The following is a 17145-nucleotide window of genomic DNA, read 5'->3' on the forward strand; positions in this document are numbered from 1 at the left end:
CTTTGATGCAATAAGTCAGTAACAGATAAGAGTAGAATAAGATGGCTGGGGTGGCAGGACTCGAACCTGCGGATGACGGGATCAAAACCCGTTGCCTTACCACTTGGCGACACCCCAACTTTTAAGACGGTCTGAATAATATCTTGTGAGCTGGCGAAGTGTTAACTCCTTTAGCCACAAATGACACATATTCAGCCGGTAGCTGATCAGAAACTGTGATAGCTTCTTTCTCAGAACCGAAGCTTGAAAATATGCAAGCTCCAGTGCCCGTCAGCTTAGCAAGTTTGAATTTATTTAGCAAATTCAATGCTTTACCAATTTCTGGATAAAGCTGAGAAACAATGTCTTGGAAGTCGTTGTTTCCCTCTCGCCTCAGCGCGGTGCGTATATTAATGATCGGCGTATCCCGTGTCAAACATTTATTTGAAAAAATTTTCCCAGTATTAACATGGACTTGCGGAACCACAACCAGATACCAGGGTTCATCCAGCTCAGGCGTTGGTGTGAGCACTTCGCCAATGCCCTCTCCAAAGGCTGCCTGACCACGAACAAACACCGGAACATCAGCTCCCAGTGTTAAGCCAATCTCAGCTAATTCATCAAAAGACAGATTAAGTCCCCAGATTTTATTCAGAGTAAGCAGAGTTGTGGCAGCATCGGAACTGCCTCCACCCAATCCACCACCCATGGGTAATATTTTTTTAAGCTGAATATCGGCGCCTAAAGGTTTGTCTGATTTTGCCTGTAATGCACGTGCGGCTTTAACAATCAGATTGTCCTCAAACTCAACGCCTTCTATATGTGGCTCCAGAGTTAACTGATCATCATCACGCAAGCGGAAGCTCAGTTCATCGCAACGATCAATAAACTGAAACAGGGTTTGCAGATTGTGGTAGCCGTCTTCACGACGACCGGTGATGTGTAACATCAGATTCAGTTTGGCGGGTGCCGGAACAGTGAGCCAGTTGGATACAGAAGCGTTATTCGTGCTGTTGTTAGCCATTGATGGTCCACTCTTTAATCGAAAATACAAAACGGAAGTTATGGCCGGTTACTTTAATCAGGCCGGGTAGCCAGAAGCCTTGCTGATTGCTGTAGCGTGAATAACGAACTTTCCAGCCATGCTGATTCAATTCCTGTAACAGGCCTGAGTCATCAAACTTAGCGTCAGAATGGCCGCCCGGTGCCGGTTGTCCTTTAACCCAGTGGCGAATATCACTCACCGGAAACTTCCAGCCCATGTGAGTCAGCATTAACTGTTCGGCGTTACTGGCTTGTTGTGGCTTATCCCAGCCGGGTAACAGCAACTCTGCTGAGTCGTCGCTGCCTTTTAATTGTGACGAACCCTGGCCGAATGGTCCGGTAATAAACAGTTGGTAGTCGCCATCCTGTTGATTCCAGGTCAGGTAGCCGGTGACGCTGTCGTGTGAAGAGGTAACCGAAAGTTTGCCTCTGACTTGCCAGCTATCGATCTGTGACAGCTGCTGTTGCAGAGTTTGTTGGCCGACTTGTGGCGATAATAAAGCGCAGCTGCTGAGCGTTAGCGTCAGCAGCAGAAATATGAAGCGAGTGATCATAAGATGTTATTCAGATTGAGCCTGGGGCGGGTTGTCGACATTCAGGCGCTCAAGTGTGCGCTGAATGATTTTGCTATCGGGTTTAGTGTCCAGACCTTGTTGCCACACAGTGCGAGCCTGATTTTTATCACCGGTAATCCAGAGAATTTCGCCATAATGCGCAGCAATCTCATGATCAACCAGAATCTCAAAGGCTTGTTTCAGTAGTGGCAGTGCGCGATCGAAGTCGCCGCTGCGGAAATAGATCCAGCCAAGGCTGTCGATAATCGCCGGGTTATTGGGCGATAGCGACAAGGCTTTTTCTACTAAAGGTAATGCTTCGTCCCAGCGATCTGTGCGGTCTGCCAGGGTGTAGCCTAATGCGTTTAACGCTTCAGCATGATCCGGTTTCAGACTGATCAGAAAGCGCAGGTCGCTTTCTAATAATTCCAGATTATCCAGTTGCTCCGCCAGCATCGCACGGGTGTAAAGCAGGTCGTAGTCTTTTGGAGAGATCGACAATGCCTGGGTTAACAGTTCCATTGCCTGTTCTTTCTCATCGGCGTTTGTCAGTAGCTGAACTTCAATGCGAATCAGTGGCGTGGTCTGGCGAGGATAAGCTCCGCGCAGTTCATTTAAATATTCACGTGCTGCGTTCAGGCCCTGTAACTCATCAATCAGCTCTGCGGCCTGCAGGTGTGCTGCAAGAAACTCACGACCTCCTTTTACCTGGCGGTAATAGCCGAGCGCTTTTTCTTTATCGCCGCTTTCTAATGCAATTTTACCGAGATAGAAGTTCGCTTCACTTTCGTGGCTGCTGGAATCTAACAGTTGCAGCAAGTGCGTTTTGGCGGTTTCGCTATCACCCAGCTCTTCTTCTAATAACGCCAGTGATAACAGAATCGCCATATCATCCGGAAAGTTATTATTCAGATCCGTAAAAGCCTGCAATGCTTCGTCCATACGGCGCTGTTGCAATAACAACCTGGCTTTAAGAACCGCAATACCTTTATGGTCGGGTTTGTCTTGCTCCAATTCGTCCAGCCATTCGATGGCATCATCAACGCGCTGCATTTGTGCCAGCAGGCGCGCTTTCTGAATTTTGGCGCTGAGGTAATTCTGCTGCAATGACACCGCATGGTTGGTATGGGTCAGTGCCTGATCATACATTCCCAATTGTTGCTCAATAATGGCACGGGCCTGAAACAGGTTGGCGTTTTCAGGATATTTGCCAGACAGCGTCTCAAGGTTTTTAAGAATGTGACGCTTACTGGCCTCTGGCTGACGCGCCGCGTTGGCTGCGAGATAGTCAAACTGACTGATTTGGGCAAGTTGCAGTAATTTTTCCAGATGATTAAGGGCATCATCGAAATCGCCACTGTCCATCGCCAGTTGCGCAGCGGCCTGATGGGCTGCCGGGTCTTCAGGTTTGCTGTTCAGCCAGATTTCGATGGCTTCTTCGGCCAGTTCGGCACTGCCAACGTACTGGGCAATACGTGTGGCGCGCTCTGAAATGTCGGCATCCTGAGTTTTCCGCGCCTGATTCATATAATGGTAGAGCGAAATATCAAAGCGCTGGCGCTGGCCTGCAACTTCCGCCACTAACAGGGAATACAGGATGTCAGCAGGAATCGGGCGATAAACCTCTTCGGCTTCTGCCTGGGCAGAGGTATCGGTTGGCTGTAACTGATCCGGTTGCGGTGAATCCGGATGTTCCGATGTCTGAAAAGAAGCACAGCTAATCAGCAGGGATGTTGATGTAATAAGAGCAAGCAGGCGTAGTGTCACAAACGGCCTCAATGTGATGTTCCATGTCAAATGTAGCTTTCAAACTCGAGATATCAGAGTCTTTGGTCATATTTACGGTCAGATAGCGGGCTAAGTCAAAGATTTCAGCAGCAAAGCTGCGAATAGCTGTTTATAATCGGCGCTTTTTATCGCGAGGCTACTTCAGCAGTATGGGTATCTGGGCACTGGGAATTAACCACAAAACGGCACCGGTTTCGGTTCGCGAGCGCGTTGCGTTCGACCCGGCCAGTATGTCGGACGTGCTTAATCAGGTGCAGGAACTGGATCCCGTTTCAGAAGTGGTTATCTTATCGACCTGCAACCGCACCGAGATTTACTGCTCTTCTCCCCATAGTGAAGACGATACTGCCGATCAAAGCGCGCAGCAGAAAGCGGTGCTGAGTCAGTGGATGTCTGATCATCACAATATTGATCAGCATGAACTGAACGGTTCTTTGTATTGCCTGGCTGAAGACGAAGCGGTGCAACACACCATGCGGGTTGCTTCTGGCCTCGATTCTCTGGTGTTAGGTGAGCCGCAGATTCTTGGTCAGATGAAGTCGGCTTATGCCGTGGCCCAGGAAGCGGGGACCGTAGGCACAGAACTGGGCCGTTTATTCCGTCAGACCTTCTCGATTGCCAAGCGTGTACGTACCGACACCGCTATCGGTGAAAACCCGGTATCTGTAGCGTTTGCAGCCGTGCGTATGGCACAGCATATCTTTGCCGATTTAAGCCATAGCCGTGCGTTATTAATTGGTGCCGGAGAAACCATCGAATTGGTAGCGCGTCATTTACATCAGGCTGGTGTAAAAAAGATGACGCTGGCTAACCGTACGCTGGCGCGGGCGCAGAATCTGGCACAGGAATTCCACGCGGAAGCGGTATTGCTGGAAGATATTCCGACCGTACTGGCCGATGCCGACATTATTATTTCTTCCACCGCCAGCCCGTTGCCGATTTTAGGTAAAGGTGCGGTGGAAAAAGCGCTGAAGAAGCGTCGCCATAAGCCGATGTTTATGGTGGATATCGCCGTACCACGTGATATCGAAGAAGAAGTTGCCGAGTTATCCGATGTGTATTTGTATACCGTCGATGATCTGCGCGACATTATTGAAGAGAATGTGCGCTCGCGTGAAGACGCCGCCCGCCAGGCAGAAGAGTTGATTCTGTCCGGGGTTGAGCATTATATGCGTGAGCTGAAAACCCTGGATGCGGTAAACACCCTGACCGATCTGCGTACCCATGTGGATCAGGTAAAAGAAGATCAGCTGCAAAAAGCACTGAAACAATTACAAAATGGTGGCGATGCGGAAAAAGTATTGCGCCAGTTTGCCCATACCTTTTCGAATAAATTATTACATGCACCAACCAAGTCTCTGCGTAAAGCCGGGGCGGAAGGACGGTTGGAAGCACTGGACTGGACCCGTGAGCTGTTTCAGCTGAACTCGGCGCCGGATTCCGACAAATAACCCCAGCTAAGAACTGCCATGAAAGAATCTATCCTGCTAAAACTCGAACATCTGCGTGACCGTTACGAAGAGGTTGGCCATCTGTTGTCCGACCCTGATGTGATTGGTGATCAGGATAAATTCCGTAAGTTATCCAAGGAATACGCTGAGCTGGAAGAAGTTGCTAACACTTTTGGTGATTATCAACAGGCTCAGGAAAACCTGGAAGAAGCTGAAATCCTGGCTCAGGACTCTGACCCGGATATGAAAGCCATGGGTGAAGAAGAGCTGGTCAGCGCCAAGGCTGAGATTGAAGAACTGGAAGGCAAAATCGAAATCCTGCTGCTACCAAAAGATCCGGATGATGGCCGTAACGTGATCGTTGAAATCCGTGCCGGTACCGGTGGTGATGAAGCCGCCATTTTTGCTGGCGACTTATACCGTATGTACACCCGTTTTGCCGAAACCCAGGGCTGGCGCGCAGAATTAATGAGCGCCAACGAAGGTGAGCACGGTGGCTTTAAAGAAGTGATCACCCGTATTTCCGGCACCGACGTGTATTCACGTCTGAAGTTTGAATCCGGTGCTCATCGGGTACAGCGTGTACCGGAAACCGAAAGCCAGGGTCGTATCCATACGTCTGCTTGTACTGTGGCCATCATGCCTGAAGTAGAAAGCGAAGAAGAAGTGGATATCAACAAAAACGACCTGCGTATTGATACCTTCCGTGCTTCCGGCGCCGGTGGTCAGCACGTTAACAAAACCGATTCTGCGATTCGTTTAACTCACTTACCAACCGGTGTGGTGGTGGAGTGCCAGGACGAGCGTTCCCAGCATAAAAACAAAGCCAAAGCGATGGCGTTGTTGGCGACCCGTTTACGTGATGCTCAGATGCAGGCGGCGCATGCGGAACAAGCGGCGACCCGTAAAAGCTTGGTGGGCTCGGGTGACCGCTCTGAACGTATCCGTACCTATAACTATCCACAAGGCCGGGTTACCGATCACCGTATCAACCTGACCTTATATAAGCTGGATGAAATTGTGCAGGGTGATCTGGCTCCGGTGATTGAACCTCTGATTCAGGAACACCAGGCGAACCTGCTGGCGGAAATGGCCGGTAACTGATTACTGTGTCTGGAAGCATCTCGATCGATCAGTGGCTGCAGCAAGCCAAACAGCAGTTAGAAGCCGCTGGTCACGATAGCCACAGCAAAGATTCGGCATTATTAGATGCTCAATTATTGCTGACTCATGTACTGGAGCAAAACCGCACCTATCTGTATACCTGGGGTGATAAAGCGCTGACGGACGAGCAGTGTTCCCGGGTGAATTCTTTACTAGAGCAGCGCCTTAACGGCGAACCGTTGGCCTATATTCTCGGCCAGCGCGAGTTCTGGTCGTTGCCATTTAAAGTGGCACCTTCGACGTTAATTCCACGAGCGGATACCGAAACTCTGATTGAATGGGTTCTTGATCTGGCGGCAGAGCAACAAATCCCAGCTCAAGGTTCAGCATTGGATTTAGGTACCGGCACTGGTGCAATTGCGTTAGCCGTTGCTTCAGAATTACCTGATTGGCAAATCACAGGTGCTGACTTCCAACCGGAAGCTGTGGCGTTAGCGAGTGTAAACCAACAGGCATTGGGTTTTAACAATGCGCGGATAATTCAGAGCGACTGGTATCAGGCATTCTCTGGTCAGACGTTCGATCTGATTGTGTCTAATCCACCCTATATTGATGGTGATGATCCTCACCTGGATCAGGGGGATGTACGCTTTGAACCCAAATCGGCATTAGTGGCTGAAGATGCCGGAATGGCTGATCTGGCGCATATTATTTCTCAGGCACCTGAGTATCTTAACGACGGTGGTTGGTTGTTGCTGGAGCACGGTTTTCAGCAGGCCGAAGCTGTGTGTGAGTTATTAACTCAGTGTGGCTTTACTCAGGTTGAGAACCGCAAAGATTTGGGCGGCAATCCAAGAATTTCAGGTGGCTGCTGGAATTCAGTCAAATAAAATACAGTCATGGTTGTTTTTCAAAAGCAGCGACAGGATGTCGCGTGCCCATCGCAGGCACATGGATGTGCCTTCCGATGGGTGCGGCTGAAAAATAACCGTGAGTGTGTTTTTGTTTTTATCTACCATTCTTTTGAAAACCTTGTGAGTAATTGATTCATGAACGACCAGCAACTTTTACGCTTTAGCCGCCATATTTTATTGCCACAAATGGATATCGAAGGGCAGCAGGCTCTGCTTGATGCCCGTGTGCTGGTGGTGGGTGCTGGTGGTTTGGGTTGTCCGGTAATTCAGTACTTGGCTGCCGCCGGTGTTGGCGCAGGTGAGGGTGAATTAATTCTGGTAGATGACGATGTGGTGGAGCTATCTAACCTGCAACGTCAGACCGCACATGGCACCGGCGATATTGGCAAAGCCAAAGTTGAGTCGGCCAAAGAAGATGTTCTGCGTTTAAACCCAGACTGCAATGTCATTGCGGTGCAACAGCGTGCGGATCTTGCCTGGTTGCAGCAAACCTTGTCCGGGCAGAAGGTAGATTTGATTATCGACTGTACCGACAATGCCAGCATTCGGTATTTACTAAATCAGGTTTGCCTGGAACATAAAACCCCCTGGGTGTCCGGTGCTGCTGTCGGCTTAAGCGGTCAGGTTACCGTGTTTGATCCACGCCAGCCTGATTCGCCTTGCTACCGCTGTTTATACCCGAACCTTGATGACCAGCAGCTGACTTGCTCTGAAAACGGTGTGTTATCGCCACTGGTTGGCGTGATTGGCAGTATGCAGGCGTTGGAAGCGTTAAAGCTGATCGCTGAGATTGGTAAGCCTGCCATTGGCAAGCTGATGACTTTTGATGCCGCCGGTGCTGAATGGCGCAACTGGAAGTTATCCAAAACTGATGCTTGCCCTGACTGTCACGGCTGACACCGGCCGGGTCTGAATGACTGCCAGTTCTGGCAGTCAGATTCACTTAATCCGTTATTCCTCTGATAAGTCAGCCGGCCATTGCTCGGAATTGGCTGGCTTTTTCACGTTATTCCGCCCGTTCTGAAGCAAAAATAACTACGCAGTTATACTTTATGCTTACTTAGTAATATTTGGCCCTGCGGTTGCAAACACCTCCGTCTGATAGCGACGAAAAATAATTCAAATAAGCACAACACATCATTAAGACGCAGAGGCAAGTATGGCAAGAGTGATCGTATTGGGTGCAGGTACCGGCGGTATGGCAGGGGCCTATGAAATTCGCGAACTGCTGAGCAAAGAGCATCAGGTGACCGTGATTAACAACCGCGAAGATTTTCAGTTTGTTCCTTCAAACCCCTGGATTGCGGTGGATTGGCGTGATCGTTCAGAAGTAAGCTTTCCGATTCGTCCGTATCTGGAAGAGAAAGGCATCGAGTTTATTGCTTCTGCGGTGGTGGAAATCAACGCACACGATAGCTATCTGACGTTAGAAAATGGTGATGTTGAATCCTACGATCGGCTGGTCATCTGTACCGGCCCCAAACTTAACTTCGCTGCTGTTGAAGGTGCCGGGCCCCATGAGGGTTTTACCCAATCAGTCTGCTCACTGGATCATTCGGAGATCTGCCGCGATAACGTTAAGGCTTTAATTGACGAGCCGGGTCCCGTCATTGTTGGAGCGATGCCAGGTGCTTCCTGTTTTGGTCCTGCTTATGAATACGCTTTTATTCTCGACCGCGAACTGTGCAAGAAGAAGGTGCGTGATCGGGTGCCGATGACTTATGTCACCAGTGAACCTTATATCGGTCATCTGGGGCTAGGAGGCGTGGGTGATTCCAAATCCATGCTCGAAAGTGAGCTGCGCAACCGTCATATCAAATGGATCACCAACGCCAAAGTGACCAAGGTCGAAGACGGCATGATGTTTGTTGATGAAGTGAACGACGACGGTTCCCTTAAGCAACAACATCAGCTGCCGTTTAAGCATTCGATGATGTTGCCTGCCTTTGCCGGGGTTGATCCGGTCGCCGCTGTTGACGGTCTGGTGAATCCGAAAGGCTTTGTGATTATCGATGAGTATCAGCGCAATCCAACGTTCAGCAATATTTTCTCGGCAGGCGTGTGTGTCGCCATTCCTCCGGTGGAAGAGACGCCGGTTCCAACCGGTACACCCAAAACCGGTTATATGATTGAGTCGATGATGACTGCTATCGCCCACAATTTAGCGGCGGATTTGGATGGCAAAGGAGAGGCCAACCATCGTGGTACCTGGGCAGCGATTTGTCTGGCCGATATGGGTAACACGGGGGCGGCATTTGTGGCCATTCCTCAGATACCACCTCGCAACGTCACCTGGTTTAAGAAAGGTAAGTGGGTGCATTTGGCCAAAATTGCGTTTGAAAAATATTTTATGCGCAAGATGAAAACCGGCTCCAGCGAACCGATTTATGAAAAATACACACTCAAAGCATTGGGGATTAATCGTCTGAAAGACGAATAGTTCAGCGGGTATTGGTTGCTTCACCCTGTTGCAACCGATTCACGCCGGGTGTGACCTCCGCCTGGCGTTAATTTTGATTTCACCCTCTCAATTGGCGTTTGCTCCTCGCCAGCGACCAGTGAAATCAAACACTTCCCTGTTTCCCCCGCTATGCGGGGGCTTTTTCTATTTGTTGAGCCGGAAGCTTACGTTGTGGCGGCAAACTCTGGTCATAAAAAACGGCCATAAAAAAACGGCTCAGACTGGTGGTCAGAACCGTTTTTAAAGACTGCCTGGCTAAGCAGGTTTGCTTCTTAGTTGCTGAATGTTCGTCAGCTTATTCTTCGCCAAACAGGGAGCAATCAATAAAGTCACATAAAGAGTGAATCACAACCAGGTGCACTTCCTGGATACGGGCGGTGATATCACTTGGAACACGGATTTCAACGTCTTCGGCGGTTAACAGTGACGCCATGCCACCACCGTCTTTACCGGTTAAAGCAACAACCGTCATTTCACGCTCGTGGGCAGCCTGTATCGCCTGAATCACGTTGGCAGAGTTGCCACTGGTGGACACCGCAAGCAGTACATCGCCGGGGTTGCCTAATGCGCGGATCTGCTTGGAAAACACTTCGTTGTAGCTGTAATCGTTAGCAATCGAGGTGATGGTCGAAGGGTCTGTGGTTAACGCAACCGCTGGCAGGCTAGGGCGCTCGCGTTCAAAACGGTTCAGCAGTTCAGAAGAGAAGTGCTGAGCATCACCGGCGGAGCCACCATTACCACAAGTCAGGATTTTTCCGCCGCTGACCAAACTCTGCACCATTACCTGGCCACCTTGTTCAATATACGGCGGCAGCTCTTCTGCAGATAACATTTTGGTTTCGATACTGGCGCCAAAGTGGCCGATGATTCGTTCTAACACAGCGGAACTCCGTAAATAGACGCGCCAATCATAAAGAAAAAGCCCGGCGCTGAATAGCCGTTAAGAGTCATTCTTATTGGCTTGGGAAGCGATCAGAAGGCATTTTTGATCCAATCAAACACCACTGGATTACCACTGGCTGAAATTACATCAAAACGGCAATCGGGTGGGGTATTGCCAAAGTTCTTCTGCAGATAATGCTCAGCGGTTTTGCGTAACTTACGTTGTTTCTGGTAGGTGATCGATTCTGCGCCACTGCCGTGTTCATCGTCCGCGCGATAACGAACTTCAACGAATACCAACACCTGGTTCTGTTGCATAATCAGATCAATTTCACCGGCTTTAATGCCGTAATTTCGTTCGATAGGCTGCAACCCTTGCTGGATAAGCCAGGCTTCGGCCAGCTGCTCAATGCCTTCGCCATAGTGGCGTTTTTGCTGCGGATTCCGGGCATCAAGCTGGGATTGCTGCGCATTATCCGGTTGCTTGTCGGAGGGAGATTTAAACCACATAACACATCCTTGTGTTGATTGATTTGAGTCGTTTTTTGCTATTTAACGAGCCGCTAAGCGCGCCGGTTTACCGGAGCGGAAACGGGTGCATTCGGTTTTACGATGAATGCGGCGTTGTTTATCCAGCGTCAACGCGCCGGTACTGCCAAACACCTGGCTGTTCGGGAAGGCTTCCAGCTGTTTCAGGCGCGGTAATAAACGAAAGGCATCCACGCCCATGGCGTATAACCGGGCGTACCCACGCTGACCGTTTTTCAGCGTGTTTTCCAGCTGTTGATGCAACTCGCTGCTTTCCAGAAGCCAGGGCACATCACAAAAACGAATGCCGTTTAAATCGCGGTCTTTGCGCTTATTCACCACCCCGGAGAAGACGTGGGAAGTGGCGTAAACCGGTAAATCTGAAGCGAAGTTAAACGCCAGTGTTGGCTTAATCTGACGGGCTTGCTTTGGTAATGCCACCATAAATACCCAGTCGACGTCCTGGCGGCGACGTGGTTCAAACTCTGTGCTTTCGCGCAGAATCCGGCGCATAGTTTTAAAGCGTTTCTGGCTGTCATCGACGTTTAACAGGGCTTTAATTTCCGGATTGTAGTCTTTGCGATTGCTGTAATAACGCTGCTCACCAATTTCACCACCCAGCTCCAGCCAGCGTTGTTCAAACGCGGCGTAGATACGCTGGCCCCAGTCACCTTTCGGCATCATTACCAGTGCACGACGGTGTCCGTCATTCCAGGCTTGTTCCGCAATCTGTACCGCTTCATCTTCTGCCGCCAGACCAAACTGATAGAGGTTGCTGGCTGGCTGTTGCTCGGTCTGGGTAACTTCTTCATCAGCGTAATGTTGGCTACGCTCGCCATAGTTTAATGCCAGTGTTGGTAGTGGTAATGACTCACGTTGCTGCAGCGCCTGAACCGTTAATTTATTAAACGGACCAATTAACCACTGAGCGCCGTCCATTTGTGCTGCGGCATAGGCGTTATCAATCTCTTTATATTGTTGCGAGTCGTATACACGGATCGCCGGGATGTCGTACCCCTTATTCAGCGACTGATAATACGCCGCCATAAAGCCATCACGTACCGCACCGCCGGTCTTTTTCAGCGGACCGGATAATGGCAGCAATAAAGCGATATTGGTTGGTCGTTCCGCGGCGATATCCGCCAGAATTGCCAGTCCGCCTGGCAGTTGTAATGCCGCCGGGTGTCCTGGGTTGGCGGTACGCCAGTTTTCCAGTTCAACCAGGTGCTCATCCAGAGTCAGGCGTGAATTTTTGCTGATAGCCGCCAGTTGTAACCAATGGCCAAATTGGGTGTCGGGTGATTTTTCCGCCCAGGCCAGCAGCTCAACTTCCGGTAACTGCATCAGATCCTGCCAGATCAGATCGTGGTTCATTGACTGCTCTTGTGGGGTCAGAATGCTGGCGAGGAAGTCACGTTCGCGAGCAGCGGCAAGGAACTCCTGCTGGGCTTCCAGAACCGCAACCTTAATCAGGCCGAGACGACGTTCTTGCGACGGCGTGGCGAACTGTTGCTGATTCTGAGCATCGCTTAAATACAGCGACGCCTGTTCCGGATCGCCATCGCGTAACTGCAGTTCCGCAGCCAATAAAAGGTATTCCAGCTGGTCGTTGCCGCTAAGCTGTCTTTCTGACAAGAGTTGCAATTGCAGCGCAGCATTGCGAAACTCGCCGTTTTGCAGGCTGGTCGACGCGGTGGTCAACAATTCCTGATTCGACTGGCCAACGGTTTGTTCATTCAGACCGGATGTTGGATAGTCAGGTGTTGTGCTACAACCACTGAGCCCGACAACACTGCTTAACCCAAGGCCAATGGCAAATGACCAGGCGCGTAATGCCGGCGATTTGAGTTGGCCTGATCTGTTAATTGAAGAGTTTCCCCGCATGACCTCTGTTCCACTGTTGCAGCCGGGCACCCTGTTTGTGGTGGCCACCCCGATTGGTAATCTGGCCGATCTGAGCGAACGTGCCCGTCAGGTGCTGGCTGCGGTTGATCTGATTGCCTGCGAGGATACCAGACATACCCAGAAATTACTTCAGCACCTTGGGCTGAAAAAGCCGCTGCTGTCCGTTCATGACCACAACGAACGAGACCGCATCGAACAGGTTGCTGAGCATCTGAATGGTGGCCGTACCATGGCGCTGGTTTCCGATGCCGGTACGCCGCTGATTTCTGATCCGGGTTATCCACTGGTTCAGGGACTGCGTCAGAAAGGTCTGAAGGTTACGCCGATTCCGGGTGTCAGTGCGGTGATTACCGCATTATCTGCGGCGGGTTTACCAACCGATCGTTTTACCTTTGAAGGTTTTTTGCCACACAAAAGTGGCGCTAAAAAAGAACGTCTTGAAGGCCTGGCGCAACAGACTGCGACTCAGGTCTTCTATGAATCCAAACACCGCATCCTTGATACTCTGGCTGTGATGGCAGAGGTCTTTGGTGAAGAACGTGAAGCCTGTGTGGCGCGTGAGTTAACCAAAACCTTCGAAAGTTTTTATCACGGCACCTTTCCCGACATTCTGCAGCAACTACAAGTGGATGCCGACCAACAGAAAGGTGAATTTGTGGTGATGGTTGCGGGTAATAAAAACCCTCAAAGCGATTCCGCAGTTAATCTCGATAAATTATTCCGTTTATTGCTGGCCGAGCTGCCACCGAAAAAAGCGGCCGCCATTGTTGCTGATATCAGTGGCGAAAATAAAAAGGCGCTGTACCAGAAAGCGCTGGAGATTCAGGGAAAAACCTGACGTTACTCATCCCCGTTATTCATAGTCGATAGCCGGATGGGAAACCCTCCGGCTTTTTTGTTTTTAAAGAAGTAAAAATTATGATTCAGAACGATCAATTAAGAGCCCATGCTGCACTGGTGTTAGCCATGCTGATCTGGGGTTCTACCTTTATGGCGATGAAAGTCATCATCACCGATATTGCCCCTATGGTAGTAATTTTCCTGCGTATGATTATTGGCAGTGTGGTGTTTATCCTGGCCTGGCGCTGGATTCGCCATAACATTGAATATCGTAAAGGCGACTGGAAATACCTGGCGGCGATGGCGTTATTTGAGCCATGTTTATATTTTATTTTTGAAGGGCTGGCGCTGAAATATACCAGTGCTGGTCAGGCCGGTATGGTGACAGCAATGTTGCCGTTAATGGTGGCGCTGGGTGCGTTTATTTTCCTGAAAGAACGCATCAGTAAACGCCAGTTAGCCGGTTTTTTATTAGCCATGGCTGGTGTTGTGTGGATGACGTTAGGCAGCGTTCAGAATGAACATGCCAGCAATCCATTATTAGGTAACTTTCTCGAATTTATGGCAATGTTCTGCGCCATGGGGTACACCCTGATGATGAAACATCTGACCGAACGTTACCCGGCTATTTTCCTGACAGCGATGCAATCGTTTATTGGCGCGGTTTTCTTTTTACCACTGGCGCTGGGCTCCGAATGGCCGGACAGCTTCTCCATCGAACAGTGGGGCATACTGCTGTATCTCGGCGTGATTGTGACCTTAGGGGGTTATGGCTTATTTAATTATTCCCTGACTTATGTAAAAGCCACCGTTGCTGTGGCGTACATTAATTTATTACCGGCGATTTCTCTGATTTACGCCATGATTTTCCTTGGTGAACGCATGAACCTGGAGCAGTGGATTGCGGTGGCCGTGATTTTCTCCGGGGTGTATCTCAGTCGTGGTGGTGCGGCTGAATCGGAATCAGACGATAAAGATGATGATGGCGAGGCCAAAGAAGAGATTAACCCGGCGGTTGGTTAAGTCAGAAAAGTTTGCTTCAGGAAACAGAAAAGCAATCTCTCAGATATACCCCTGCAACACGCAGCAAGTCCTTCCCTGGATGCTCTGCTGCCACATCCATGTGGCAGAAGGTTGCAGAAATATATCTCAGAGCCCGCTTTTATGGCTGCAACTATTGTGTGGCTTTGATAGAATCCGCCGCCGAGATGCCCAGGCAATCGTCGCTCACATTAGTGAGGGGAGGAAAGTCCGGGCTCCAATGGGCAGGGTGCCAGCTAACGGCTGGGCGGCGTGAGCCGACGACAAGTGCAGCAGAGAGGAGACCGCCCATCACTTTCGAGTGGTAGGTAAGGGTGAAAGGGTGCGGTAAGAGCGCACCGGGCCACTGGTAACAGTTGGTTGCAAGGTAAACTCCACCCGGAGCAAGACCAAATAGGTTCCCTACAGGCGTGGCCCGCGCTGGGAACGGGTAGGTCGCTTGAGCCTGTGAGCGATTGCAGGCCTAGACGAATGATTGTCGCCTTCTTCGGAAGGAACAGAACCCGGCTTATCGGGCATCTCAAATCATTCCAAAAAAACCGCTGGAGCGAGAGCTTCAGCGGTTTTTTTATGCTCTTAATCGTAGTGCGCCACATCGGTTGAGACTGTACGGCACACTGGACGAGACTGAATGCTATCCGTGAGTTGCTGAATCTGGAACTCGCAACTCCTACAAGCTGAATAGCTTGATCGGTTTTGATAACGAAGTGATAAACGAAGCGTTTTAAATTTGCTGCAGTGCAGACACGGTGATATTTTTATATCACGTTTAAAGCCAGATTTTGCGTGTCAGCGATTAAAATCATCTATTGCATTTGCCCTGTCGTTTGGCGCATCTAAGCAATTGATAACAATGCGTTTAATACTTGAAAGCGAACGATACGTACGAATAAAAGAAGCCCATATTTTTAATAATAGTGAGCTTCAGGTTAAGGTTTTAAGTTATAGAGCTGGGACTAATTATATTTTATGTATCTGGTAGGTTTGTTACTAGAGTCTATCGATAAGTCATAATATTCTCCTCGGTATTTTATGACTTTAAATATCAGTAGGTAAAGGATGAGATAGCAACGCTCCATATCCCTGCAGAACTCAATAAACTTTTCATCATTCATATTTATATCGCTTCCATGAGCGGTCTTGTTTCTAGCATTATTCCAAGATTTTGAAAGTAGTTTGGCTAATTTTATTTTCTCTAATTTCGCACTTTCTTCGGGGAGAGTTACTTCGTGAAATTTTCCAGATTGTAAAATTTTTATATAATCATTTTTTGAAAGTTTTGATAAAGCGATTGACCTTTTATCAACTACTAATTCATCGCCAGAGGATAGTATGTCGATGAGGGCACGACGTGGAGAACGATAGTTGTTATTTCTGACAGTATCCTTAAGGTAACACTTTGTTTCTTTTGAAAGTGACGATTCTTCAATCTCAGTGATACGATTTTTTATCTCGGAAATTTCCTCTTTACTTTTGACTAAATATTCGCCAAACCCTTCTCTAATAATTCCTTCTATTGCAATGGAGGCAGCCAGAACTTTGCTTTCGGCAAATACGCTACAAGAGACTACTTTTAACCAAAAGGGATATATCACTTCGTCTCTATCACTTTGGAAGTGTGAGACATAGGACTTTATAAATTCAATGGAGCACTTTGCATGAGATAGTTTCTCATTAGGAATTACGGACCTGCATTTTATATAATCATGTTTTGTACTATGTATTCGAACTTTAGTTATCCCGTTTATTGATATGCTCTCATATATTATATTTAGCTTTTTCCCGTTTATTATTTCAACGGATTTTATGATATTTTCTTTTATCTCTTCATTAAGATCAATGGTGTCAGTTATCTTGAATACTGTTCTGTCTGGGTAGCTGAGTATATTTAGCGTTCCGGTGAAACCTTGAATATCACCTTTTCTGAAGTAAACAACTAGTGTTGGTATTTCTAAATTATCAATCGTAGTTCTTGTATTGGTTACAATAGGGAGAAAGTCTTTGGATACTATTTCGCATTCATTGATTGTTTTTGATGTTTCTACTTCTGATTCAATATTTTTAATTGTCGTTGATATAGCTATTTTATTACTTGCCCTTTTTATGCTTAGATGGCAGTTTATTGACTTCCATGAGCTGCTGTGGAAATCGAACAGCTCCAGATTAAAAGCTGATTCTTTATCCACGAAAGACTTGTATAGTAGTTTTTGAAATTCTGGGAATAGATTTTCTAATATTTTCTCACTTTTTGAATCTATTGTTCCTCGAAATCTAATGTCAGAATTATTGTTTTCCCATACCTTGCCGACCCCTTCTAAAATAATCGGATTATTCGCGGTGTTTTGTGTAGCTTTAAAGGGAATGTCATCACTATTGAACTTCCCATGTATAAGTGAGTCAATCAAATTATCTTTCATGGTATTTCTCTTGAAATATATTTTTGAATTATGATTCTATGTGATTTTTATTATGTTGAATTGCATATTATTTTCTGTGTATGTCAAAGCGCTCCGCAATTTACAGCTATGATCGCCATTATAAGCATCATAAATCTTCACTCTTTTCAGAGAGTTTTGGAGTCACTTACCTCTGGGCAGAAATGCGATTCGGCGATTAAGCCTGTTTAGTCGCTAGGCGTTGAACTAGCTTTACAG

14 protein-coding genes, 1 tRNA gene and 1 other RNA gene are annotated in these 17145 nt (G+C 48.4%); 8 read left to right on the forward strand and 8 right to left on the reverse strand.

Going from position 1 to position 17145, the window contains the following annotated elements; all coding sequences use genetic code 11:
• Window positions 1–42: 42 nt before the first annotated feature.
• The 4 genes from ACOQOZ_RS20390 to ACOQOZ_RS20405 all read right to left on the reverse strand — a co-directional run bounded on the left by ACOQOZ_RS20390 (window position 43) and on the right by ACOQOZ_RS20405 (window position 3344).
• A tRNA-Gln gene (locus tag ACOQOZ_RS20390) sits at window positions 43–117 on the reverse strand.
• Window positions 118–121: 4 nt separating this feature from the next.
• On the reverse strand, window positions 122–1003 hold the full coding sequence (gene ispE, locus ACOQOZ_RS20395) for a 4-(cytidine 5'-diphospho)-2-C-methyl-D-erythritol kinase (RefSeq protein ID WP_420589990.1): 882 nt from the start codon (window positions 1001–1003) through the stop codon (window positions 122–124).
• On the reverse strand, window positions 996–1577 hold the full coding sequence (gene lolB / locus ACOQOZ_RS20400; RefSeq protein ID WP_420589991.1) for a lipoprotein insertase outer membrane protein LolB: 582 nt from the start codon (window positions 1575–1577) through the stop codon (window positions 996–998). The genes ispE and lolB overlap by 8 nt, the downstream gene beginning before the upstream one ends.
• A 6-nt stretch (window positions 1578–1583) precedes the next feature.
• Window positions 1584–3344: a tetratricopeptide repeat protein gene (locus tag ACOQOZ_RS20405; RefSeq protein WP_420589992.1), complete on the reverse strand. Its 1761-nt coding sequence runs from the start codon at window positions 3342–3344 to the stop codon at window positions 1584–1586.
• 170 nt (window positions 3345–3514) lie between these two features.
• On the opposite strand from ACOQOZ_RS20405, the gene hemA reads away from it, so the two are divergent.
• The 5 genes from hemA (at window position 3515) to ACOQOZ_RS20430 (ending at window position 9274) form a co-directional block, all read left to right on the forward strand.
• Window positions 3515–4816: a glutamyl-tRNA reductase gene (hemA, locus tag ACOQOZ_RS20410; protein WP_420589993.1), complete on the forward strand. Its 1302-nt coding sequence runs from the start codon at window positions 3515–3517 to the stop codon at window positions 4814–4816.
• A gap of 18 nt (window positions 4817–4834) precedes the next feature.
• Window positions 4835–5920: a peptide chain release factor 1 gene (prfA, locus tag ACOQOZ_RS20415; RefSeq protein ID WP_420589994.1), complete on the forward strand. Its 1086-nt coding sequence runs from the start codon at window positions 4835–4837 to the stop codon at window positions 5918–5920.
• Window positions 5921–5925: 5 nt separating this feature from the next.
• On the forward strand, window positions 5926–6810 hold the full coding sequence (gene prmC, locus ACOQOZ_RS20420; protein ID WP_420589995.1) for a peptide chain release factor N(5)-glutamine methyltransferase: 885 nt from the start codon (window positions 5926–5928) through the stop codon (window positions 6808–6810).
• A 159-nt stretch (window positions 6811–6969) separates the two neighbouring features.
• Window positions 6970–7731, forward strand: a complete 762-nt coding sequence (locus ACOQOZ_RS20425; protein WP_420589996.1) for a HesA/MoeB/ThiF family protein — start codon at window positions 6970–6972, stop codon at window positions 7729–7731.
• A gap of 262 nt (window positions 7732–7993) precedes the next feature.
• Window positions 7994–9274 (forward strand): NAD(P)/FAD-dependent oxidoreductase, encoded by a 1281-nt coding sequence (locus tag ACOQOZ_RS20430; protein ID WP_420589997.1) that lies wholly within the window; start codon window positions 7994–7996, stop codon window positions 9272–9274.
• Between the two features lie 316 nt (window positions 9275–9590).
• Here the strand turns inward: ACOQOZ_RS20430 and ACOQOZ_RS20435 are convergent, their stop codons facing one another.
• The 3 genes from ACOQOZ_RS20435 to ACOQOZ_RS20445 all read right to left on the reverse strand — a co-directional run bounded on the left by ACOQOZ_RS20435 (window position 9591) and on the right by ACOQOZ_RS20445 (window position 12589).
• Window positions 9591–10175 (reverse strand): phosphoheptose isomerase, encoded by a 585-nt coding sequence (locus ACOQOZ_RS20435; protein WP_420589998.1) that lies wholly within the window; start codon window positions 10173–10175, stop codon window positions 9591–9593.
• A 92-nt stretch (window positions 10176–10267) separates the two neighbouring features.
• Entirely contained in the window at window positions 10268–10687 is a 420-nt protein-coding gene (locus tag ACOQOZ_RS20440) for a YraN family protein (RefSeq protein WP_420589999.1), read from the reverse strand.
• A 42-nt stretch (window positions 10688–10729) separates the two neighbouring features.
• Complete coding sequence (locus tag ACOQOZ_RS20445) at window positions 10730–12589, reverse strand: penicillin-binding protein activator (RefSeq protein ID WP_420590000.1); 1860 nt, start codon at window positions 12587–12589, stop codon at window positions 10730–10732.
• Here ACOQOZ_RS20445 and rsmI point away from each other — a divergent pair.
• The 3 genes from rsmI to rnpB all read left to right on the forward strand — a co-directional run bounded on the left by rsmI (window position 12588) and on the right by rnpB (window position 15018).
• Window positions 12588–13448: a 16S rRNA (cytidine(1402)-2'-O)-methyltransferase gene (gene rsmI / locus ACOQOZ_RS20450; protein ID WP_420590001.1), complete on the forward strand. Its 861-nt coding sequence runs from the start codon at window positions 12588–12590 to the stop codon at window positions 13446–13448. The two genes, ACOQOZ_RS20445 and rsmI, sit on opposite strands and share 2 nt — an antisense overlap.
• Window positions 13449–13528: 80 nt before the next feature.
• Window positions 13529–14473: a DMT family transporter gene (locus tag ACOQOZ_RS20455; RefSeq protein WP_420590002.1), complete on the forward strand. Its 945-nt coding sequence runs from the start codon at window positions 13529–13531 to the stop codon at window positions 14471–14473.
• 181 nt (window positions 14474–14654) lie between these two features.
• Window positions 14655–15018, forward strand: an RNA gene (gene rnpB / locus ACOQOZ_RS20460) — RNase P RNA component class A.
• 429 nt (window positions 15019–15447) lie between these two features.
• Here rnpB and ACOQOZ_RS20465 read toward each other — a convergent pair.
• Entirely contained in the window at window positions 15448–16908 is a 1461-nt protein-coding gene (locus ACOQOZ_RS20465) for a hypothetical protein (RefSeq protein WP_420590003.1), read from the reverse strand.
• Window positions 16909–17145: the final 237 nt, after the last annotated feature.

The organism is Bacterioplanoides sp. (assembly GCF_965219715.1).
Taxonomy (GTDB): Bacteria; Pseudomonadota; Gammaproteobacteria; order Pseudomonadales; family Oceanobacteraceae; genus Bacterioplanoides.